General features: G+C 42.6%; 17 protein-coding genes. 10 read left to right on the forward strand and 7 right to left on the reverse strand.

Features of this window, described 5'->3' with window-relative positions; translation table 11 throughout:
- The first annotated feature begins 261 nt into the window (after nucleotides 1-261).
- The 3 genes from pheS to FTV04_RS15365 all read left to right on the forward strand — a co-directional run bounded on the left by pheS (nucleotide 262) and on the right by FTV04_RS15365 (nucleotide 4,047).
- Nucleotides 262-1,242: a phenylalanine--tRNA ligase subunit alpha gene (pheS, locus tag FTV04_RS15355; protein WP_180024390.1), complete on the forward strand. Its 981-nt coding sequence runs from the start codon at nucleotides 262-264 to the stop codon at nucleotides 1,240-1,242.
- 130 nt (nucleotides 1,243-1,372) lie between these two features.
- Nucleotides 1,373-3,754, forward strand: a complete 2,382-nt coding sequence (gene pheT, locus FTV04_RS15360; RefSeq protein ID WP_180007238.1) for a phenylalanine--tRNA ligase subunit beta — start codon at nucleotides 1,373-1,375, stop codon at nucleotides 3,752-3,754.
- Nucleotides 3,751-4,047 (forward strand): integration host factor subunit alpha, encoded by a 297-nt coding sequence (locus FTV04_RS15365; RefSeq protein ID WP_004649746.1) that lies wholly within the window; start codon nucleotides 3,751-3,753, stop codon nucleotides 4,045-4,047. The genes pheT and FTV04_RS15365 overlap by 4 nt, the downstream gene beginning before the upstream one ends.
- Before the next feature lie 306 nt (nucleotides 4,048-4,353).
- On the opposite strand, the gene FTV04_RS15370 is transcribed toward FTV04_RS15365, so the two are convergent.
- The 3 genes from FTV04_RS15370 to trxA form a co-directional block, all read right to left on the reverse strand.
- Entirely contained in the window at nucleotides 4,354-4,599 is a 246-nt protein-coding gene (locus FTV04_RS15370) for a hypothetical protein (RefSeq protein ID WP_078192631.1), read from the reverse strand.
- A gap of 412 nt (nucleotides 4,600-5,011) precedes the next feature.
- The gene (rho, locus tag FTV04_RS15375) at nucleotides 5,012-6,280 is read right to left on the reverse strand and encodes a transcription termination factor Rho (RefSeq protein ID WP_067731074.1); all 1,269 of its coding nucleotides are present in this window, start codon (nucleotides 6,278-6,280) and stop codon (nucleotides 5,012-5,014) included.
- Between the two features lie 323 nt (nucleotides 6,281-6,603).
- Nucleotides 6,604-6,930 (reverse strand): thioredoxin, encoded by a 327-nt coding sequence (gene trxA / locus FTV04_RS15380; RefSeq protein WP_078192629.1) that lies wholly within the window; start codon nucleotides 6,928-6,930, stop codon nucleotides 6,604-6,606.
- 266 nt (nucleotides 6,931-7,196) lie between these two features.
- Here trxA and ppx point away from each other — a divergent pair, with 266 nt between their 5' ends.
- The 5 genes from ppx to FTV04_RS15405 are packed head-to-tail and all read left to right on the forward strand — an operon-like array spanning nucleotide 7,197 to nucleotide 12,306.
- Complete coding sequence (ppx, locus tag FTV04_RS15385; protein WP_180090282.1) at nucleotides 7,197-8,717, forward strand: exopolyphosphatase; 1,521 nt, start codon at nucleotides 7,197-7,199, stop codon at nucleotides 8,715-8,717.
- Between the two features lie 33 nt (nucleotides 8,718-8,750).
- The gene (locus FTV04_RS15390; protein WP_111884716.1) at nucleotides 8,751-9,575 is read left to right on the forward strand and encodes an acetyl-CoA carboxylase carboxyltransferase subunit alpha; all 825 of its coding nucleotides are present in this window, start codon (nucleotides 8,751-8,753) and stop codon (nucleotides 9,573-9,575) included.
- Nucleotides 9,512-10,888: a tRNA lysidine(34) synthetase TilS gene (gene tilS, locus FTV04_RS15395; protein WP_180090284.1), complete on the forward strand. Its 1,377-nt coding sequence runs from the start codon at nucleotides 9,512-9,514 to the stop codon at nucleotides 10,886-10,888. Before FTV04_RS15390 ends, tilS begins: the two co-directional genes overlap by 64 nt.
- Nucleotides 10,885-11,715 carry a pyrroline-5-carboxylate reductase gene (gene proC, locus FTV04_RS15400; RefSeq protein ID WP_180007240.1) on the forward strand — a complete coding sequence of 277 codons (831 nt, stop codon included), beginning with the start codon at nucleotides 10,885-10,887 and terminating at the stop codon, nucleotides 11,713-11,715. The genes tilS and proC overlap by 4 nt, the downstream gene beginning before the upstream one ends.
- 27 nt (nucleotides 11,716-11,742) lie before the next feature.
- Nucleotides 11,743-12,306 (forward strand): YggT family protein, encoded by a 564-nt coding sequence (locus FTV04_RS15405; protein ID WP_078189567.1) that lies wholly within the window; start codon nucleotides 11,743-11,745, stop codon nucleotides 12,304-12,306.
- Between the two features lie 161 nt (nucleotides 12,307-12,467).
- Here the strand turns inward: FTV04_RS15405 and polA are convergent, their stop codons facing one another.
- A complete protein-coding gene (gene polA / locus FTV04_RS15410; protein WP_180062973.1) occupies nucleotides 12,468-15,233 on the reverse strand; it encodes a DNA polymerase I in 2,766 nt (921 codons plus the stop codon).
- Nucleotides 15,234-15,396: 163 nt separating this feature from the next.
- Here polA and FTV04_RS15415 point away from each other — a divergent pair, with 163 nt between their 5' ends.
- Entirely contained in the window at nucleotides 15,397-18,183 is a 2,787-nt protein-coding gene (locus FTV04_RS15415) for a DUF2339 domain-containing protein (protein WP_180090286.1), read from the forward strand.
- A 122-nt stretch (nucleotides 18,184-18,305) separates the two neighbouring features.
- Here the strand turns inward: FTV04_RS15415 and FTV04_RS15420 are convergent, their stop codons facing one another.
- Both FTV04_RS15420 and FTV04_RS15425 read right to left on the reverse strand, forming a co-directional pair.
- Nucleotides 18,306-19,229, reverse strand: coding sequence for a mechanosensitive ion channel family protein (locus tag FTV04_RS15420; RefSeq protein ID WP_180005042.1), 924 nt, complete (start codon nucleotides 19,227-19,229; stop codon nucleotides 18,306-18,308).
- 9 nt (nucleotides 19,230-19,238) lie between these two features.
- Nucleotides 19,239-20,060 (reverse strand): hypothetical protein, encoded by an 822-nt coding sequence (locus FTV04_RS15425; RefSeq protein ID WP_180005043.1) that lies wholly within the window; start codon nucleotides 20,058-20,060, stop codon nucleotides 19,239-19,241.
- Nucleotides 20,061-20,160: 100 nt separating this feature from the next.
- On the opposite strand from FTV04_RS15425, the gene gspE reads away from it, so the two are divergent.
- Nucleotides 20,161-21,648 carry a type II secretion system ATPase GspE gene (gspE, locus tag FTV04_RS15430; RefSeq protein WP_078189563.1) on the forward strand — a complete coding sequence of 496 codons (1,488 nt, stop codon included), beginning with the start codon at nucleotides 20,161-20,163 and terminating at the stop codon, nucleotides 21,646-21,648.
- A 56-nt stretch (nucleotides 21,649-21,704) separates the two neighbouring features.
- Here the strand turns inward: gspE and FTV04_RS15435 are convergent, their stop codons facing one another.
- Nucleotides 21,705-22,055, reverse strand: a complete 351-nt coding sequence (locus FTV04_RS15435) for a hypothetical protein (protein WP_180007244.1) — start codon at nucleotides 22,053-22,055, stop codon at nucleotides 21,705-21,707.
- Nucleotides 22,056-22,241: the final 186 nt, after the last annotated feature.

Below are 22,241 nucleotides of genomic sequence, written 5' to 3' on the forward strand. Positions count from 1 at the left end.
TGTTCAAATGGCGATTCAGCGTTTAATTGGTTTTGGGAAAAAAGAAGAGTTTAAGGAAATTTTGGCAATTTTAAGAAAGCAGAATCCTGATAGGATAAGGGTTCTGTGAAATTTGTCGTGTACAGAGGTTTATCTTATACTTTTTTTAAAACTTGATGCTAATGCAATTTTAACTTGTGAATGCGCTTCATCATAACGGCTAAAAACTGTTAGAATAAGGGGTTTATATTATTTTTTTAAATTGTTGCTTTGAGAGTTACTATGTCACTGGAAGCCCTGACCACTGAAGCGCTCGCTGCGATTGCAGCAGCAGAGGACCTTGCTACACTCGACCAAGTGCGAGTGCAATTTACAGGGAAGAAAAGCCAGCTCGCGGAACAATCGAAGTCGCTCGGTAAAATGGACCCAGAAGAACGTAAAGTTTTTGGTGCTCAAATTCATGCCGTTCGTGAATCGATTACTGGCGCACTGACTGCTCGTCAAGCTGAATTACAAAAAGCTGCATTAGAACAAAAGCTTGCTAGCGAAACGATTGATATTACTTTACCCGGCCGTGGTCAAACGGTGGGTAGTATTCACCCTGTGACTCAAGTTCAAGAACGTATTTGCCAATTCTTTACCAAAGCTGGCTTTACTGTTGCGACCGGTCCAGAAGTTGAAGATGATTATCACAACTTTGAAGCATTGAACATTCCGGGTCATCATCCTGCACGTGCGATGCACGACACTTTCTATTTTGATGCGAATCATTTACTTCGTACGCATACCTCAGGCGTGCAAATTCGTACGATGGAAACTCAGCAGCCTCCAATCCGTATTGTGTGTCCTGGTCGTGTTTATCGCTGTGACTCGGACCAAACGCATTCTCCAATGTTCCATCAAATCGAAGGTCTGTATGTGGCTGAAAACACTAGCTTTGCAGAACTTAAAGGTTTGTTAGTGAACTTGCTAAATGAATTCTTTGAAAAAGATTTGAAAGTACGTTTCCGTCCATCTTATTTCCCATTTACAGAGCCAAGTGCGGAAGTGGATATCATGGATGAACGTGGTAAATGGTTGGAAGTTTTGGGCTGCGGTATGGTGCATCCAAACGTTTTACAAGCCGCTGGCATCGACCCAGAAAAATACAAAGGCTTTGCCTTCGGTTTAGGTGTAGAGCGTTTTGCCATGTTGCGTTACGGCATTAATGACCTGCGTATGTTCTACCAAAATGATGTGCGTTTCTTACGCCAATTTGCTTAAACAGTTTTATACCTCTCCCTAACCTCTCCTAAAAGGAGAGGGGGTGTCCATCATGACTTAGGGTTCGTCCTCTTTCTTTAAAGGGGCGCTAGAGGGGATTAGAAATTTAGAATTAATAGGTTTTTATACAATGAAAATTAGCGAAAATTGGTTGCGCACATGGGTTAACCCAGCCATTGATAGCGATACACTTTCTGACCAACTGACCATGTTAGGTTTAGAAGTTGATGATTTATCTCCTGCTGCAAAACCATTTACTGGTGTAGTAGTCGGTGAAGTTTTAACAGTGGTTCAACATCCCGATGCTGACCGTTTACGTGTCACTACTGTAAACATCGGTTCAGGCGAGCCGTTACAAATCGTTTGTGGTGCTCCAAACGTGCGTGTAGGCATGAAAGCTCCTGTAGCAACCATTGGTGCAGTACTTCCGGGCGATTTCAAAATCAAAAAAGGCAAGCTTCGTGGTGTTGAATCACAAGGCATGCTGTGCGGTGCGTCTGAAATTGATCTTGAAGACAAAATCGACGGTCTATTAGAGCTTCCTGCCGATGCACCTGTTGGTGTAAATGTGCGTGAATATTTAGATCTTGATGACAATGTGATTGATATCAGCATCACGCCAAACCGTGGTGACTGCTTCAGTATTCGTGGTATTGCACGTGAAATTGGTGTGATTAATCAACTCCCTGTGACTGCCCCTGAAATTAAAGAAGTTGCTGCAACAATTACTGATGAGAAGAAAGTTGTTGTTGAAACTGATGGTTGCCCACGTTACTTAGGTCGAGTGATCAAAAACGTCAATACCAAAGCACCAACTCCTGAGTGGATGGAGCGTGCATTAGCTCGTGCAGGCATTCGTCAGCACAGTATTTTGGTCGATATTACCAACTACGTTTTAATGGAATTGGGTCAACCTTTACATGCATTCGATGGCGGTAAAGTTGAAGGGGCAGTTCGTGTACGCCAAGCAACAGCAGCAGAAAAGTTAACGTTGTTGAATGAACAAGAAGTTAAATTATCTGAAAACGTGATGGTGATTGCGGATGATCAAAAAGCTTTGGCGATTGCAGGGATCATGGGCGGTCTAAGTTCAGCCGTTTCTGATGATACCACTGAAATTTTCCTTGAGTCGGCGTTCTTTGATCAACTCTATATCGCAGGTCGTGCACGTAGTTTTGGTTTGCATACTGATGCATCTCAGCGTTATGAACGCGGTGTAGACTTTGAATTGCCGATGACGGCAATGCACCGTGCTTCTCAACTTATCGCTGATTTAGCTGGTGGTGAGTTTGGTCCAATTACTGTTGCTGAAAAAGTAGAGCTATTACCAAAACGTGAAGCCATTGAACTGAACCAAGCGCAAGTCGATCAACTGCTTGGTTATAAAGTTGAATCTGCATTTATTACCGATGCTTTAACGCGTTTGGGTTGCAATGTCACTGTGAAAGCAGAAGGTGAGTGGACAGTTGTACCGCCATCACACCGCTTTGATATGGCGATTTATCAAGACCTCATCGAAGAAGTGGCACGTATTCACGGTTACGACAATATTCAAATTAGCTTGCCGGTGATTGATGTCAAACTGGCGAAATACCAAGACCAATTTGAATTGGTTCAGTTACGTCAAACTGCAGTGGCTTTGGGTTATCAAGAAGCAATTAGCTTTAGCTTTGCAGATGCGAAACTAGAGAAACAATTGAATCCACAGGTTCAACCACTAGCGCTTGCAAACCCGATTTCTAGCGACCTTGCAGTGATGCGTTCAACCTTATTATCAAGTTTGATCCCATGTGTGCAATACAACGTGAACCGTCAACAAAACCGTGTGCGTTTCTATGAGCTTGGTCTACGTTTTGATTATCAAGGTGCGAACAGCATTCATGATCTCAAACAGATACCAACCTTTGCACTAGTTGCAACAGGTTCGCGTACGACTGAATCTTGGCATGGTAAAGCACAGCCAATGGATTTCTTTGACTTTAAAGGCGATGTAGAAGAGATTTTAAATTCTGCACGTTTAAATGTTGAATATGTACGTTCAGAGCGTACCTGGTTGCATCCAGGTCAATCTGCTGAAATCTTAGTCAATGGTCAATCAATTGGTTACTTTGGTCGTTTACACCCATCTTTAGAAGATGAGTTGGATTTGGCGACTACTTGGGTCGCTGAATTGGATCAATCGGCTGTTTTGCAAACTTATGTATCTAATTTTACAGAATTATCACGTTTTCCGTCGGTTCGACGTGATATTGCGCTTTTAATTAGTGATAAGATTAATGTTAGTGAAATTCAGCAACTTATCGAAAAAACCGGCGGTGAGCTTTTAGACGCAGTTTGGTTATTCGATGTGTACACTGGTCAAGGTGTCGAAGAAGGCAAGCGCTCATTGGCATTTGCAATTCAATGGCAACATCCAACACGTACATTAGAAGATGCTGAAATCAAAACCGGTATGGATAACATACTTCAGGTGTTGGAAAACACTTACCAGGCGACATTGAGGGCTTCATGACAGCATTAACAAAAGCAGAAATGGCTGATCATTTAAGTGAGCTCACGAGTTTAAACCGTCGTGAAGCAAAACAAATGGTCGAGTTATTCTTCGATGAGATTAGCCAAGCGCTAATCTCTGGGGAACAAGTTAAACTCTCAGGTTTCGGTAACTTCGAGTTGCGTGATAAACGTCAACGCCCAGGCCGTAACCCGAAAACGGGTGAAGAAATTCCGATTTCTGCCCGTCGTGTAGTGACCTTCCGTGCGGGACAAAAATTCCGTCAACGTGTTGGAAATGAGCAGATCGATTGATCTGCTTTTTTTTCCTTTGATTTAGGAGGCGCAGTGCTCATCATCTATCGCACAATTCATGTTGAAGAATATTCGTTTTAAAGTGAGACGATATACTTGAGTTGAGTTGAGTTGAGTTGAGTTGAGTTGAGTTGTCGTAGAGGTTGATTGTGGCTTTCCTTTAGCTAAATTGTCAGTTTTTATTTTTCAATAAGCATAGGCTTAGTATTTTGAATTTTAGCTCTTTTTATGAACTAGGGTTTAAAGTTTGAGGCAATAAAAAAGAGAGCCATAGGGCTCTCTTTTTGTGCTGAATAATCGGTTAGATTATTGAGCTTCAGAAGCAGCAGCAGTAGCTTCAGATGCAGCAGCAGTAGCTTCAGAAGCAGCAGCAGTAGCTTCAGAAGCAGCAGCAGAAGCTTCAACAGCAGCAGCGTCAGACGCAGCAACTACTTCAGAAGCAGCAGCTTCAGATGCAGCAGCAGGAGCAGCTTCTTCAGTTTTTTTAGCACAACCAACGAAAGCTAAAGTAGTAGCAACTGCAGCAGCAATAGCGATTTTTTTGAATAACATGGCATCACTCTCTAAAATATGAGATTAAAAAATAACCTGCGTTAGTCTGTTGTGTGCTTTTATTATGCCTAATTTGAATAGGTATTAAAAATGCATAGAGCAGTCTAACTGGTCTGCGTGTATGCTATCACTGAGTATTTTGAAATGCTACTAGTGACTTTGAAAAAACCGTTAAAAATAGGTGAAAAACGGCCATTTTTTAACAGAAAATAACAATTAAGAGAAAGTTTTATATTGGCGAAATAGCAAATAAACTACTAAAAAGAATAGGGTTTTTTAACATATATTTTTTATAATCATAAACTTGAAAATAAGTTTACATGGAGATCTATCAAATGTTTCTTTGTGTAACTAAAGTCAACCAAATAAAAAGGCCATCGTTATAGATGGCCTTTTCAGTCAAACATTCAACTTAGTTGGATGCTTTACGTTTCATTTGATCGAAGAAATCATCATTGGTTTTGGTTTCTTTCATGCGATCAAGCAAGAATTCCATCGCTGCAAGTTCGTCTTGTGTATGAAGCAATTTACGTAAAATCCAAACTTTACGTAGGTTATCTTCAGACATCAAACGCTCTTCACGACGTGTACCTGATTTTTTGATGTTCATCGCAGGGAACACGCGTTTTTCAGCAATACGACGGTCTAGGGTAATTTCTTGGTTACCTGTACCTTTGAATTCTTCGTAGATCACTTCATCCATCTTACTGCCAGTTTCAATCAACGCAGTTGAGATAATTGTCAGTGAACCACCTTCTTCGATATTACGTGCTGCACCGAAGAAACGTTTTGGACGTTCTAAAGCATGGGCATCCACACCACCAGTAAGAACTTTACCAGATGACGGAATCACGGTGTTGTAAGCACGGGCTAAACGAGTAATTGAGTCAAGCAAAATCACTACATCTTTTTTGTGTTCTACAAGACGTTTCGCTTTTTCAATCACCATCTCTGCAACTTGTACGTGACGAGCTGGTGATTCATCGAATGTTGAAGCAACCACTTCACCACGAACAGTACGTTCCATTTCTGTTACTTCTTCAGGACGTTCGTCAATCAGAAGGACAATCAAGAAACATTCAGGATTGTTACGAACAATCGACTGAGCGATGTTTTGTAACAACATGGTTTTACCCGCTTTTGGCGGTGCAACGATAATTGAACGTTGACCTTTACCAATCGGAGCAACCAAGTCAACGACACGCGCAGTTAAGTCTTCTGTTGTACCATTACCTAATTCCATTACCAATTGTTCGGTTGGAAATAAAGGTGTTAAGTTTTCGAAAAGAATCTTATTACGTGAGTTTTCGGGTGTGTCGTAGTTAATTTGATTAACTTTTAATAATGCAAAGTAACGTTCGCCTTCTTTAGGTGGACGAATCGTACCTGTAATAGTGTCACCAGTACGAAGGTTGAAGCGACGGATTTGTGATGGGCTCACATAGATATCGTCAGGGCCGGCTAGGTAAGAACCCGCTGCAGAGCGTAAGAAACCAAAGCCGTCCGACAGAATTTCTAGAACGCCATCACCAAAAATCTCTTCGCCGTTCATTGCGTGGCGCTTTAAGATGGCAAAAATAATATCTTGCTTACGGTTACGAGCCATTCCTTCGAGGCCCATAAACTCGGCAATCTTGATGAGTTCGCCAATCGGTTTTTTCTTGAGTTCGGTTAAGTTCATAGGTGGTCAGATAGAATCTAAAATTCTGAGGTACAGGTTGGAAAAGGGAGCAACAAATGTGCCGCGATCATGCAAGAAACGATAGCAATTGGTTTGCACAAAACAATTCAGAGATCTGATTCGTTATATGAAGAGAGATGTGAAAAACAATTCTGTTGCCGAGCGGCATTTTATGTGTTGTGTTGTAAGAAAATGACAGGATTTGAGATCCTTAATTTCTTGAGTAAACAATATAAGAGAGAACACAGCATTTGTCAATTTATCAACCAAAAAAATACGCTGTGTAAAACAGCGTATTTTCGAGTGTTTTTATCGAAAAAATATTAGATGTTTTCTTCGATGAAAGCTGTCAATTTAGATTTTGGTGCTGCACCGACTTGGGTTGCTACAACTTCGCCGTTTTTAAACATTAATAATGCAGGAATGTTACGGATGTTGTAGTTTACAGCTGTTTGTTCGCAAGAAGTTACGTCTACTTTAACGATTTTAACTTTGCCTTCAAACTCAGTTGAAAGTACTTCAAGTACAGGTGCAATGGCTTTACAAGGAGCACACCAACCTGCCCAGAAATCTACAAGTACAGGAGTATCAGACTCTAGTACATCGGCTTGGAAGTTTTCATCAGTTGTATTTACGATATTGCCAGACATGGATTTTGCTCCGGAATTAATTTTTAAGTTGACTCTATGTTTATAAGTATTACATAGCCAACTATAACAATGTAGGGGGTTATGCAAATTTTCGACCTGAATGGCGAGTTTGTCTAATGGATGATCACGATGCCGATGATCGTGTATGACTATCATTGCTTCAGATAAAAAATCGATAAGTTCCGCCCGAACTACTCATAAATGGCTTTTAAATTACATGTATGTGAATTAATCTAAGCACAATTCTGAACAGGTTTTTTTGAATAATGTCTGATTTTTTGATTGATGAAGAATTACTTGCTGCTATCGATATGGGATCGAACAGCTTCCACTTGGCTATCGCACGCGTAGACCATGGTGAAGTGAAAAAAGTTGCATCAATGTCAGAAAAAGTACAGCTTGCCGCAGGTCTAGACGAAAATAAAAATTTGACTGAAGCCGCACAGCAACGAGGATTAGCCTGCCTAGCACGTTTTGTGGGGCGTTTAAATCCTGTACAAGCCAACCGTTTACGTATTGTGGCGACTAATGCCTTGCGTCAAGCAAAAAATGGTCATGAATTTATTCAAAAAGCCGCTGAAATTTTACCAAAACCAATTGAAATCATTGCTGGTCGTGAAGAAGCCCGTCTAATTTATTTAGGGGTTTCACATACTATGGCAAATAGTGGTCGCCGCCTTGTGATTGATATCGGTGGGGGCTCAACAGAGTTGATTATTGGTGAAGAGTTTGAACCGATTCATACAGAATCTGTGCAAATGGGCTGTGTCGCTTTTACCAAAGCGTTTTTTGCTGATGGTGAAATTAACCTGAAAAGTTTTGATAAAGCGGTAAATGCTGCTCGCAAGGAAATCGCAGGCATTGCCAACACTTATAAAGCTGCGGGCTGGGATACTGTTGTCGGTTCAAGTGGCACGATCAAAGCGTGTCGTCAGATTTGTGTCAATATGGGCTGGAGCAACGATCAGGAAGAACTGACACGTGACGGTTTATTTAAACTCAAAGATAAATTGCTTAAATATAAGCATGTCAATGAAATGGAATTTGATGGTCTAAAAGAAGACCGTCGAGCAGTTTTGCCAGCCGGTATTGCCATTTTATATGCCGTCTTTGATGTGCTGAATATCGATAAATTGGTCTATTCGGATGGCGCATTACGTGAAGGCGTGATGTATGACCTCTTGGGTCGTTTCCAACATGAAGATGTTCGAGATCGTTCTGTACATGCGTTGATGGGGCGCTACAACGCAGATATGAAACAAGCTGAACGTGTGGTAAATACCGCTCAACAACTGTTTAATGGTGTGGCGACCGCACTGAATTTGACCAGTGATGACAGTGATTTACTGCGTCGTGCAGCGTATTTGCATGAAATTGGCTTAGCGATCAGTCATAGTGGATACCATCGTCATGGTGCTTATTTACTGCAACATTCGGATATTCCGGGTTTCTCACAAATTGATCAAAATCATTTGTCGCATTTAGTGGCGCATCATCGTCGTAAGTTACGCAGTGATGCACGTGTTGATGTGATGAAAGTCGGTGGTAACAAACTTGTTTACTTATGTCTATTGCTTCGTTTAGCAGTTTTATTAAATCATAGTCGCAGCGATGAGATGCTTCCTGCCATTGAATTAAGCGTGGACAATGCGCAACAATGGCAACTTAGTGTTTCTGGTGATGCCAAACAGTGGCCTTTGTTGGTTGCAGACTTGCATGATGAGCAACTGCAATTTAAGCATTGGGATATTGAACTGAATATCCAGTCGGAACAATTTATCAATTAACAGACCAGTTAAGTTAGGGATAATGATCGACCTATGAAAAATAAAGCAGCTCAATCTAAAGCCTGGACTACGGTTCAGATCGCACGTCATCCTGAACGTCCGCAGTTTTTGGATTATGTTGGCGAAATTTTTACAGAGTTCGATGCTTTGCACGGTGACCGCCTATTTGGTGATGACGGAGCGATGATTGGTGGTTTGGCTCGTTTAGATGGTCAGCCTGTGATGATTGTAGGTCAGCACCGTGGTCGTAGTACACGTGAAAAATTACAACATAATTTTGGTATGAGTAACCCCGAAGGTTACCGTAAAGCACAGCGTTTATTGGATATGGCCGAGCGTTTTAATCTGCCAGTCTTTACCTTTATTGATACCATGGGTGCGTACCCAGGTGTGGGTGCAGAAGAGCGTGGTCAGGCCGAAGCAATTGCAACTAGTTTGGCTCAGCTGTCTTCACTTAAAGTGCCTGTAGTAGCAACGGTATTGGGTGAAGGAGGCTCGGGTGGTGCGCTCGGTATTGGCGTAGCTGACCGTGTGATTATGCTATCTCACAGTATTTATTCAGTAATTTCACCTGAAGGCTGTGCATCTATTTTGTGGAAAACTGCAGAAAAAGCAGAACAAGCAAGTGAAGCATTGGCATTGACGGCAGATAAATTGCAGAAGATGGGCATTGTAGAATATGTGGTGGACGAAGCGGAAGGCGCACATTTAAACCCTGAAAAAGTCATGCAGGATTTGAAAGTGGTCTTGAAACAAGCTCTAGAAGAACTGCAACCAATGGATGCAAACGAACGATGCGAAGCGCGTTACCAGCGTTTAATGAAGTTTGGCAGCGACAATTTAGGGCTGATTGCTTAAGTCAAATTCAGGCGCTGCCTGAACAAAGCCGATTTTTAATAGGATGTAGTGGTGGCATGGACTCCATGTTGCTGCTGCATCTTATGTCGTTTTTGTGCCCTGAAAAAATACGGGTGATTTATATTGATCACCAATTACAAGATTGTAGTCATGCTTGGGGCGAATTTGTACGTGCTCAATGTAAAGCGCTGAATTTGCCATTCATCATACAAAAAGTTCAGGTTGCGCAAGGTAACCTTGAAAATCAAGCACGCTCGGCCCGCTATCAAGCCTTTCGCCAACATTTACAAGCAGATGAAATATTGGTACTCGCACATCATCAGCAAGATCAGGCGGAGACATTGATGTTACGGCTACTTTCAGGTGCTGGTGTCCATGGCCTTGCTGCGATGAAAAAATTCGATGTACGTGAAGATTTTACATTATGGCGTCCGCTATTAGATCTTTCACGTGAGCAAATTTGCCAATGGGCAGCACAGCTGCATGTGCAAAATATTCAAGACCTCACCAATTTTGATACCGACTATGACCGTGCGTGGAGTCGTGAAATTTTGTGGCCGCTACTCAGTGAGCGATTTCCTAAAATGCAGCAAGCTCTGAGTCGAACCAGTTACTTGATGCAAGATGCAGATGAAATTTTAAACGAGGTATTACAACAAGATTTAGCAGTCTGCGGCTCATCGCAAGCGTTATCTTTGGTGGCTCTACAACAGCTCAGTCTGGCACGTCAGCGTCAGTTGTTATCGCACTGGATGAAAGGTGAGGGGCAATATCGTCCAAGTTTTGAAATGGTACAGCGTTTATTTTCAGAAGTGATTGGCTCACGCGAAGACTCGCAAGCGGCATTACACTGGAATGGATTTTATTATCTGCGCTTTCAACAGCAACTTCATCGGATTGCCAAAGCGGAATATCTGCCAACTGAACCCATTCAAGAGGTTGAGGTTGTAACTTGTGTTGCAGGTCAGTGCCTCAAGTTGCCTGCCGGACATTTCGTGATTCAACCCTCAGAGGTTGGCTTATCACCTGAATTATTGGGGCAGCAACTGCAGATACGCCCACGCCTTGGCGGCGAAAAAATTCATTTATATGGTCGTGTCGGAAGTTGGCCTTTGAAAAAAGCCATTCAGCAGGCGCAAATTTTTCCATGGCAGCGTCATACTATTCAAATATTAAGCCGAGATAATGTTATGCTAGGCGTCTTTACGCCTCAGGGCTTTTGGTTGGCGCAGTCTGAATTTTGTACTCAAGCTGGCTGGCAACCGACATTATCTCTTAACGCTAAATCTGCAATATCGGATCTTCAATCATGAGCGCAATTCTAAATTGTAATATCAGTTTCATTGGTGGCGGCAACATGGCACAGGCTTTAATTGGTGGCCTAATTGCACGTGGTGTCCCGACTACACGTATTACAGTTTCAGATCCCGTAGAAAAAGTACGTGAGCTTTTGGCTGAAAAAGATTTGCATGTGACCGATGATAATGTTGCGGCAATTCGAGATGCTGACATTGTTCTTTTTGCAGTTAAACCTCAGGTGTTGGCAAAAGTTTTGGCACCATTACAAGGTTTGCTAGAAGGGAAGTTGGTGATTTCAATTGTTGCAGGTGCAGAAATTGCAACGATTTCAAAACTATTAGGCACAGAGCGTATTGTTCGTGTCATGCCAAATACACCGGCTTTAGTTCAAACCGGTGCGCATGGCTTATATGCAGGTGAAGCGGTTTCAGCTGAAGATCGTGATCTTGCAAGTCAAGTTTTGGCTTCAACGGGTTTAACACTTTGGGTAAACTCAGAAGCGCAGATTGACGCAGTAACAGCTGTTTCTGGCTCAGGTCCTGCATACTTTTTCTATATGATGGAAAGTATGATCCGTGCAGGTAAAAACATGGGCTTGGATGAAAAGGTAGCTACAGCGCTAACCTTGCAAACTGCATTGGGCGCTGCACAAATGGCGATTACCAGTGCCAACAGTCCTGCGGAGTTGCGTAAAAATGTAACCTCTCCAAACGGTACAACACAAGCTGCGATTGAAGTATTTGATCATGCTCAAATTTCACAAAATATTCAGGCCGCTTTAGCCGCAGCGCAAAAGCGTAGCCAAGAGTTGGCACAAGAGTTAAGCGAAAGCACCAAATAATTCGATTTGATTTAGGAAAGTTCAAGTATGGGCTCTGCTCAAATTTTTGGAATCATTATTAACGTTGCAATTTTGCTCGTATTTTTCCGTTTTTTAATGCAGCTTGCTGCCGTGAGTCCATATAACCCTGTGGTTTTGGCAACAGCAAAAGCAACAAAAATTGTCGATATCTTTAGCCGAATTTTCCCTACTTTGGCCAAAGGTCGAGTGAATACCGCAGCATTGGTGTTGGTGGTGATTCTGTATTTGTTAAAAATGTTTGGTTTGATGTATTTGTCTGGCGTGGCGGTGAATAGTCCATTCCATCTGATTATTATGACCTTTGTGACCATGATTCAGGATTTAATCCGTTTCTGTCGTTACTTAATTTTTGCATCGATTATTTTGAGTTGGGTCGTGATGTTTAGTCAGTCACGTTCGCCTTATATTGAAGTGGTTCAAGAATTGGCAGAACCGCTACTTGCGCCATTCCGCCGTATTCTTCCAAATATGGGGATGATTGACTTGTCACCAATTTTTGCGATTTTGGCATTGTTGGTTGCGGAAACCATTATGAAGCAAGTCGCAATTGCATTATTGACTGGTCTTTAATCTGAGCTAAGATGAGTTAAATTAAAAAGGACGCCGAGGCGTCCTTTTTTGTGGATTTAATATGAGGTGTAAAACAAGATATTTTTACTAACTAAGAAACATCTCACCTCTATCCCAACCTTCCTCCTAGAAGGAGAAAGGTGTGAATGAACGTGAATGAATTAGTGTGCTTCGTCCCAGTTATTACCTTGACCGACTTCCACAATCAGTGGAACGGAAATTTTCAACACAGATTGCATCACTTCAGTCAGTTGGGCAGACAGTTCATCGGCAATTGCAGCATCAACTTCAAACACCAATTCATCGTGTACTTGCAGTAACATTTTGGCTTGATCTTTCGGTAAGATTTTATCGACTGCAATCATGGCTAGTTTAATGATATCCGCCGCAGAACCTTGTAGTGGTGCATTGATCGCTGCGCGTTCAGCGCCTTGTTTCACCATTTTGTTGCTCGCCATAATGTCCGGTGTATACAGACGACGACCTAAAATGGTTTCCACAAAACCTTGTTCACGTGCGACTTGGCGAGTACGTTCCATATATTCCAAAACACCAGGGTAGCGTTGGAAGTATTTACCAATATAGTTACGCGACTCTTCTCGAGTGAAACCTAATTGACGAGTCAAACCGAATTCTGACATGCCATAGAGCAGACCGAAGTTCACCGCTTTGGCTTGACGACGTTGGTTGCTGGTCACTTCATCGAGTGGAATGCCCAAAACTTCTGCCGCAGTACGTTTATGTACGTCTTGTCCATGATTAAAAGCATCGACCAATGCATGATCTTGCGAGAAATGCGCCATTAAACGTAATTCGATTTGCGAGTAATCGGCTGCCAGTAAAATGCGACCTTCAGGTGCAATAAAGGCTTTACGGATTTGACGTCCAATATCTTCACGGACAGGAATGTTCTGTAAGTTTGGATCGGTAGATGACAGACGACCTGTAGCCGTTAAAGCTTGGTGGTAACTGGTATGCACACGATGTGTGTCATTATTCACTTGTTTTAACAGACCATCGGTATAAGTGCTTTTCAGTTTAGAGAGACCACGATATTCCAAAATTAAGTCGGTAATCGGATGGTCGATTTTTTCTAAGACACTTTCACTGGTACTGTACTGACCTGTAGAGGTCTTCTTACCGCCTTTTAAACCTAATTTATCAAACAGAATCTCACCAACTTGTTTTGGTGAGCTGACATTGAAGCTTTGACCCGCAAGATCGGTAATTTCTGTTTCTAAATTTTGAATGGTATTGGCAAATTCCACACCGAGTTGGTCGAGGAAGTTCATATCTAGCTCAATGCCGTTTTCTTCCATAGAGGTTAGAACACGGGCAACCGGCATTTCAATATTGTGCAAAATATTGATCAGTTCCGGATGGGCTTGTAACTTTTTATCGAGTACTTCATACAGACGATAGGTCACATGGGCATCTTCTGCGGCATAATGGGCTGCAGTTTCAAGCTCAATTTGGTTAAAGGTCTTTTGTTTTGCACCTTTGCCCGCCACTTGTTCGAACGTCGTTGTGAGATGACTTAAATACAAACGCGCGACGTCATCCATTCCATGACGAGTTGCCACAGAGTTGAGGACATAAGAGGCTAACATGGTATCGAAATACCAACCTGCCAAATGAATACCATGATTTTCTAAGACATGTGCATCATATTTGAGATGATGACCAATTTTTTGTACGTCATTATCTTCAAGTAAAGGTTTGAGTTGATTCAGAATTGTGTCGCGATCAAGTTGTTGCGGCGCACCTTCATAATCATGCGCAAGCGGCACGTAATAGGCATCATGTGCATCTAAAGCCACCGAGAAACCTACAATCTGCGCCACGCGGTAGTCAAGGCTAGTGGTTTCGGTATCAAAGGCAAAACGCTTTTCAGTACTTAGACGCTTGAATAACACATCCCAATCTTCTTGGGTCAATACTGTGTGATAACGTGCTTCACCGAGTAAATCATCAACACTGGTTTTGTCCGCTTGATCTTCCACTTCGGGTGCATTGGCTACAGTCGCCGTGGTGTTGATGGCTTTGGCTGCTTGTTTGTAGGTTGCACCATTTGGGTTGTTCGGATGATCTAATGACTGCAGTTGGTTACGGAATTCTAGTTCAGTATATAAATCACGAAGAGCTGGAATATTTGGATCAGCAAGTTTCAAATCTTCGTATTTAAGGCCCATGTCGAGGTCGCAAACAATGCTCGCCAGTTGGTGGTCAAGAGTAATCCCTTCGACATTGTCCTTAATGTTTTGACCGACTTTACCTTTAATACTGTCAACATTTTCTAAAATGCCGCCAATCGAACCGTACTCGGTTAAAAGTTTTGCTGCTGTTTTTGCGCCAACACCGGGCACACCACGAATGCCGTCAGAGGCGTCGCCCATCAGCGTGAGGTAGTCAATGATTTGATTCGGCCACACCCCAAATTTTTCAAAAACGCCTTGAACGTCCATCGGTTTGTCTTTGAAGCTGTCTTCTAAAGTGACACGCTCAGTAACGAGCTGCGCCATGTCTTTGTCACCGGTGGAGATCAAAACTTGATGACCGGCTGCTTCAGCGCGTTTGGCTAAAGTTCCGATAATGTCATCGGCCTCAGCGCCCGGCAACATATGCAGCGGAATCCCTAGAGCACGAATTAATGCATGAAGATATGGAATTTGTTGTGATAATTCTTCGGGCATACTTGGACGGTCACCCTTATAAATTGGGGACAATTCATGACGGAAGGTTGGTTCAGGTGTATCGAAAATAACGGCCATATGCGTCGGTTGAATACGACGCATTAATTTTTGGATGGCAGAAATGGCACCTCGGATTGCATTGGTATGCAAACCGGTTGAAGTGGTTAATGGTGGCAGTGCATGGTAAGCACGAAATAAAAAGTATGAGCCATCGACCAAGACAAATGGTGGCATTGATAATTTCCTAATCCTAAAAACGGTTTTATTGTACGTGATTTTTTGCCCGCACGCAGAGTCTAGATTGTATATGTAACTTACCGAATCACTGATGAATAGTTTTAATCCATCCGTCGGGCTCATGTATCATCAAAACATTCAGGAAAATGACGAAGCAGGTATGCTGAAACAGAATAATGAACTCAAGATGATTTGGTTGATGTCGCTGATTATGGTAGGGATCGGGGCATGGTACTTAGACATCCGTATCTTGAGTTATATCAGCGGCATTGGTTTTATGCTCAGTTTGATGAATTATGTCGATGATTTACAGCACGGCGCTGATGCACTGAGTTCATCAAAACAACCATTCCAAGTGACATCAAAGGTTCCGTTATATATTGCATCGTTATTAACGGTCGTTGGGCTGTTAACAGAACTGGGATACTTGGTTGCGATTGGGATTAGCCTGTGGGTTTATTTTTTTCTGCGTTGGCTGAAACGATTGGAACATCAGCTGCATTTATTGCAAGGACGTGCGCTCCAGTCGCAATCGATTCATGCAGCTACTTCAATATCAGCGTCGACAATAGACCGTCCTGAAAATTTTGATTCTGACGATACACCATCTGTACATCCCGCGACGGAAATTGGTAAAGCTAGACATCAGACACCATTCAATTCAACACCTTCTAATACACCATCCAAGATTGCGCCAAATCTATCTAATCAAATTCAGCAATGGCTTTTTCAAGGTAATCCCGTGTTGAAAGTGGCGGTACTGGTCTTGGTGATTGGCGTGGTGTTATTACTTAGATTTGCCACAGAGCATTGGCAACTAAGCTTGGCCATGAAATTGCTGATTGTGAGTTTGAGCAGTGCTGGTGTTGTCGGACTGGGTTTTTGGCTGCAAACCAAAAACCGCAGTTTTGCCTTGGCTCTAGAAGGTCTAGGTCTTGCAGCGCTGTTTTTGACTTTATTTTTTGCCTATTACAATGCCGTGATTCCGGGCTTTGGCATAGCTTGTCTACTGTATGCTGCACTTATGGCATTGACGATTTGGCTCAGTCTGAAACAACAGTCGGTAGAACTGGCAATTATGGCAATGCTGATCGCCTATCTTGCGCCATTTACCTTGCCTGTTCGTGATGCAACTGCAACGGAATTTATTGCCTATTATCTTGTAATTAATCTGGCTGTTGCAGTCATGAGTACTTTAAGACCGTGGAAATATCTGAATCAAATCGCATTTTTGATGACGGTGATTATGGGTGGTGGATATGCTTTTTACCACGGATACACCACCGAACGTCAGATGATGAGCGTGTTGGTTTTAGCTCACGCTGCGATTTTTATTTGGCTCGGTTTTCGTTTTAGTCAGTTATTGGCAAAACAGGATCTTGCGCATTTTCAGCTCAAACCAGCCTTGGATATTGCACTGATATTTGCTTCGCCAGTGCTTGCTTATCTGGCATTGTATTTGATGTATTTTGAGGAAACCGTATGGCAGGCGGGGTATAGCTTGCTATTCGCGGCGCTTTTTGCCGCACTGTATAGCATCAGTAAACGTAGTGCTGTGATCCCACTGATTGCACAAAGTTATTTGAGTTTGACCTTAATATTCTTGGCATTGATTCCACCGATAGTATTGAAAGAGCAGTGGAGTGTGGTTGGTTGGGCAGTTGAAGGTGCGTTGATATTTATATATGCCTTATACAAGCAGTCCAATATCAGCCGTTATTTAGGCATGGCGCTCTTGGTGATGGCGGGTTGTTCAAGTCTGTATTATTTGGTTCAACTGCCACATTTCCCTGCACAGATGTATTGGGGCGTGTGTTTGAGCTATTTGGCGGCCATTATCGTGACGCATGCTGTTCCTGCATTTCATAAACAGCTTTCAAGTTCGAGTATTGCCTTTCAATGTGTGCAAATGCTCTCAGCAACTACTATGTTCATCATGTTGCTCTTAGATTGGCTGCAGACTAGCCATCAATTGGCCTTGAGTCTATTGATCGTTAGTGTGGCTTATCTGGTGGTGAATGAAGGCTTGTTAAAACGAAAAGCTTCGTGGAGTTGGTCCATCATTAAGTGGACGGGTCTAGTGCCTGTTTATGTGATGGGGCTGTACCAAGTTATTTCAGTGAGTGAGAACGGTCAGTTAATTTGGCATTCAACGATGGAGCAGATTTATTTTGCATTCGCTGGGCTGAGCTTGACGCTGCTTTGGCTACGACCATTACTCGGTGTGCGTGAAGAAAAAGAATGGGTCAGTCTCGGAATTTTGAGTAGCTTGGCGTGGACCAGTCTGACGCTGATACCCAGTATGCCGTATATCAGTGTGGTAATTTTGCCGCTGATATTTTGTGCATGGTGTTATTGGCAAGCGCAGCAACCGGTCTGGAAAATGTTTTGGCAAACGCGTAGCAGTTTGTTTTTGGCTTTAAGTTGGATCATCAGTTCGCAATTATTTAGTCAGCAGGCCTTTGTGGGATATATCTTGCCGATACTGAATCCTTTTGATGTAGTGAGTTTGCTGTTGTTAGCGGCTTTTTTATGGATGTTGAATCAACAGTTAAAAGCTGGTTTAGATCGTAGCTTGGCTGCCGTGTTGAGTGTCCTTGGGCTACTTTGGTTAAGTAGCTATGTCGTGCTTCGTGCCTTACATAGGTATCTGGATACGCCTTATAACAGTTTAGACATTTGGAGCGATGCGACCGTTCAACTGAGTTTTACTGTGCTGTGGGTGTTATTGGCTTTGGTGAGTATGCGCTTTGCCACTCAGCGCCAATTACGTTCAGTTTGGCTACTTGGTGGCAGTATTTTGGTCTTGGTTACTTTGAAATTGGTCTTGCTGGATTTATCTCATGTCGGCACTCTCATGCGAGTGATTTCATTTATGGCCGCAGGTTTTGCCATGCTTTTGATTGCCTATATTGCCCCCATGCCGAATGACAAGATTGAACCATGATGAAGTTCTTAAACGTACTAGATCACTAAGCTGTAGAGGTCGTTGGCTATAAATAGTAGATAATAAAAAAGCCCTGCACATTTGATGATATGCAGGGCTTTTTATATCAATTCTATAAACCATTATTTGAGTTGAGGCTCTCGTTGGATTTCTTGTGTATTGGCATATTGATCGACGTCAGCATCGCTTGCTTGTGTAGAAAGCGGGTGGTCAACAAAACCCATTTTCGGGACAGGGATTTCAATTTTATTTTCGACAAAGGCATTTCGAATCCGTTCCTGCATTTCATCACGGACTTTCAGGAAATTCTCTCTTTGACACCAAATAGCAAAAAGCAGCTCAATGGAAGATTCACGAAAGGCAGTGACGGTCACGGCAGGTTTAGGGTCGGCCAAGACCAATGGATATTTACTGACGGCATCTAATAGAACTTCGCGAACTTTGATGATGTCTTCATGAAAGTTAATCGCAAGGGTAATTGGAATTCGCCGTATTGGAAACTTAGACAAGTTATGCACAGGTGCCCGAATCAGTTGTTCATTCGGCAAACGGACATAGACATTGTCTTGCGTGAGTAATTTGACCGACAGTAAATCAATCGAGATCACTTCACCTTCAATGGTATGCCCGCGAATCAGTGTCAATTGAATGGTATCACCAACCTCAAAAGACCCTTCACCGATCAAGAACATCCCGCTGATCAGGTTGGATGCGGACGTTTGCGAGGCAAAACCCAGTGCGACCGTTAAAATACCTGCTGCACCCAAGAAGACGCTGAGTTTAAAGCCGGCTTCTTTTAAACTTGCCATCACAAAGATTAAAAAGATGAAATAGAAAATCCCGCGACGCCAAACCAACTGCTGATGGGCATTGAAACGCATACCTACAGTGCGGATAAAGGTGTTTGAGATAAAACGTGCAATCAGAAAGCCGATGACTGCCAGTAAAACAGCCACCAATAATTCTGTCAGCCGATCGGTATTGAGATTGGCGACCATTCCTTTTAGGCTGCTGGTAATTTCTGTCGAAATATTTAAATCTGCCATGGCTCACCGTTAGAAAAATGAATCAAACATATTGAATAGTACATTGGCTGACTCGCGTGGCGGATGCAGATAAGTCACGTCACCGGCTTGTGGCGGTGTACGGTTTTCAATTTTGACCCGCGGCGGTTTGTCATGACCTTCATGCACGACTCGAATTTGTGAAGTCCATAAACGTCCTGTACTTTCACTATAAAATAATGGCAAAGCTGGTACAGGGACATTCATACGGTCAAAACGAATCTGTTGATTACTCACGTTATGAAACTCAATAGGGGTTACTGCACGAAAAGCACGAGGTTTGAGTTGTTTAAGTTCTGTACGACCATCAACTGCTGTGGCATAGCAAATTTCACCCATTCGATGATTCGGACCAAACCAGGTATCTTTTGGTAGAATAACAGGTATATCAAACAAGGGTTCTCTAAGACCTTCGACAAAACCAGCAATCCAAAGCGGTGTGCTGATATATAACGTTCCGCGCTGTCCGGCTGGAATATAAATCGGATCGACCGGTTTAATCACCACAGACCGATCTGCCAAACGTGGCATGATTTGAATTTTGTCATGTGTCTGGCGGAACATATAACGTTCCATTTTAATGGGTTGTGGAAAACCAAATTCAGGGTCTTGTATCGGATGCCATTGCTGCTCATAGTCAAACTGAAAGGTTGGGCGATGGTATTCCATACGCCACTCTTGCATGCCGCGCGTCACACGGAACAATAAAGACCCAAACTGCCAACTGCGCGGGTGATTCAGTTCAAATTGATATTCCCCCCACCATTTACGTTTTGGGGATTCCTTTTCAGTCAAATCATTTTCTAATGGCAATGCGTATATCCCTTGTCCTGATAAATCCTAAAAACAGACTTCACGCTGTCAGATGCTTAGAGTACACTCAAAACAACTTTTTTCATCATTATAATGCGTGATGCAAGTACTTAAACAATTACAAATACCATATAGTTTTGCCAAACGTCATGGCGTATTGCTTCGATATGAGGGTGATCAAGCTTTTATTGTACGTCGTGACAGCACGCCACTGCTGGCTTTACAAGAAGCACGTCGCTATTTAGGGCATCCTGCACAATATCAATTATGTAGTGAGCAAGAGTTTAATCAATTACTCAGTGCAAGCTTTGCCGGAGACACCGGTGAGTCTCAACAAGTGGCAGCGGGTCTGGAAGATCATCCTGATTTACTTAGCCTTGCGGACTCTGTACCAGAAGCTGAAGATTTGATGGATCAGGAGGATGATGCGCCGATTGTACGGTTAATCAATGCCTTATTGTCTGAAGCGATCCGTGTCGGTGCTTCAGATATTCATATCGAATCTTTTGAAAAAAAGCTGTCTGTCCGCTTACGTGTCGATGGTCAGTTACGTGAAATTGTGCAGCCACGTCGTGAACTAGCACCACTGTTGGTGTCACGTATCAAAGTCATGGCCAAACTCGATATTGCAGAAAAGCGAATTCCACAAGATGGTCGTATTTCACTACGTTTGGCGGGCCGAGAAGTTGATGTTCGTGTATCAACCTTACCATCTTCCTATGGTGAACGTGTGGTGATGCGTTTACTCGATAAACAAGCTGGGCGTTTAAACATGACCCATTTGGGCTTGATGCAGCATGACTATGATCGATTGAAACAACTGGTACATCGTCCGCATGGCATTATTTTGGTTACGGGACCAACGGGTTCGGGTAAAACCACCACCTTATATGCGGCATTGTCTGATCTAAATGATGGTTCAAAAAATATTTTGACTGCGGAAGATCCAATTGAGTATCAACTTGAAGGGATCGGGCAGACGCAGGTCAATACCAAAGTGGATATGACCTTTGCTCGTGCATTAAAAGCCATGCTTCGACAAGACCCAGATGTGGTCATGGTCGGGGAGATTCGTGATTTAGAAACTGCTGAAATTGCAGTACAAGCGTCATTAACAGGCCACTTGGTACTTTCAACGCTGCATACCAATACAGCAATTGGTGCGGTGACCCGTCTTAAAGACATGGGGATTGAACCCTTTCTACTTTCAAGCTCACTGATCGGTGTTGTGGCACAGCGTTTGGTTCGAACCTTGTGCCGTCACTGTGCGACTTGGCATGATGCCGATGATTTTGAAAAAGACTTATTTAGGCATCTCGATGCATCGGCTGAGTTAAAATTGCCTCAACCTAAAGGCTGTGAACAATGCTCGCATACTGGATTTACAGGGCGTACCGCAATTTATGAAATCGTCCCGATTGATGAGCAAACACGTCGCCTCATTCATGGTAATGCTGCTGAGTTTGAGTTAGAAAATCATGTACGTGCAAATGCGGGTTCAATTCGTGATGATGGATTGCGTAAAGTTTTGGCAGGTAAAACCACCATTGAAGAAGTGCTCAGAGTGACGAATGAAGCGGCTGAATAGTCAGTGTGAAATATAAATAAAGCCCCGAAGCCTGTGTAAGGATTCGGGGCTTTGCTTTAGTTAATCTTTTCAAAATGAATTACAGCATCATATGCTTTGTCTGTCAGAGTGAGGTGAGTTGCATCACTCAGTTTCATTTCAATGCTATTACTCTCTTTATATTTCAGAACATCATTATTCACTTCGGCCATACCGGATGAAGCACTAGAAGTGCGCTCAGTATTATTTTTATCGAGCCAAAATTCGTCTTTAATTTGGTAGTCATCGCCTTGTTTGCTAATGGAAAGTTTGCGTAGGCTCTCCGTGTCAGGTGTTTGTTTCCATTCCCCTGAAAAATCAGGCGCAGGTGTTTGGCTACATGCGGCTAAGGCCAAGCTTAGAAAAAGCATCGAAAAGTATGTTTTCATTGTAAAGTCCTGAAAATGATTTTAATTTTTTATGGATGTATAGTTAATTATAGTTTGAATATTAGGGTCTGTTGACATTTGTTGATTAAAAAAATAGCGAGATAGTAAAATTAAATCGCCAAACCCAATTTTACACTCGCTATGCCTCGAACAATGCTAAATGATCAACACTGGTCCAAGTTACTT

The sequence above is a fragment of the Acinetobacter sp. YH12219 genome, from assembly GCF_013417875.1.
GTDB classification, from domain to species: domain Bacteria; phylum Pseudomonadota; class Gammaproteobacteria; order Pseudomonadales; family Moraxellaceae; genus Acinetobacter; species Acinetobacter amyesii.

Excerpts from the sequence above, each read along its gene's own strand:
- pheS (WP_180024390.1), top strand. The coding sequence starts at position 262 with ATGTCACTGGAAGCCCTGACCACTGAAGCGCTCGCTGCGATTGCAGCA.
- pheT (WP_180007238.1), top strand. The coding sequence starts at position 1,373 with ATGAAAATTAGCGAAAATTGGTTGCGCACATGGGTTAACCCAGCCATT.
- FTV04_RS15365 (WP_004649746.1), top strand. The coding sequence starts at position 3,751 with ATGACAGCATTAACAAAAGCAGAAATGGCTGATCATTTAAGTGAGCTC.
- FTV04_RS15370 (WP_078192631.1), bottom strand. The coding sequence starts at position 4,599 with ATGTTATTCAAAAAAATCGCTATTGCTGCTGCAGTTGCTACTACTTTA.
- rho (WP_067731074.1), bottom strand. The coding sequence starts at position 6,280 with ATGAACTTAACCGAACTCAAGAAAAAACCGATTGGCGAACTCATCAAG.
- trxA (WP_078192629.1), bottom strand. The coding sequence starts at position 6,930 with ATGTCTGGCAATATCGTAAATACAACTGATGAAAACTTCCAAGCCGAT.
- ppx (WP_180090282.1), top strand. The coding sequence starts at position 7,197 with ATGTCTGATTTTTTGATTGATGAAGAATTACTTGCTGCTATCGATATG.
- FTV04_RS15390 (WP_111884716.1), top strand. The coding sequence starts at position 8,751 with ATGAAAAATAAAGCAGCTCAATCTAAAGCCTGGACTACGGTTCAGATC.
- tilS (WP_180090284.1), top strand. The coding sequence starts at position 9,512 with ATGCGAAGCGCGTTACCAGCGTTTAATGAAGTTTGGCAGCGACAATTT.
- proC (WP_180007240.1), top strand. The coding sequence starts at position 10,885 with ATGAGCGCAATTCTAAATTGTAATATCAGTTTCATTGGTGGCGGCAAC.
- FTV04_RS15405 (WP_078189567.1), top strand. The coding sequence starts at position 11,743 with ATGGGCTCTGCTCAAATTTTTGGAATCATTATTAACGTTGCAATTTTG.
- polA (WP_180062973.1), bottom strand. The coding sequence starts at position 15,233 with ATGCCACCATTTGTCTTGGTCGATGGCTCATACTTTTTATTTCGTGCT.
- FTV04_RS15415 (WP_180090286.1), top strand. The coding sequence starts at position 15,397 with ATGCTGAAACAGAATAATGAACTCAAGATGATTTGGTTGATGTCGCTG.
- FTV04_RS15420 (WP_180005042.1), bottom strand. The coding sequence starts at position 19,229 with ATGGCAGATTTAAATATTTCGACAGAAATTACCAGCAGCCTAAAAGGA.
- gspE (WP_078189563.1), top strand. The coding sequence starts at position 20,161 with ATGCAAGTACTTAAACAATTACAAATACCATATAGTTTTGCCAAACGT.
- FTV04_RS15435 (WP_180007244.1), bottom strand. The coding sequence starts at position 22,055 with ATGAAAACATACTTTTCGATGCTTTTTCTAAGCTTGGCCTTAGCCGCA.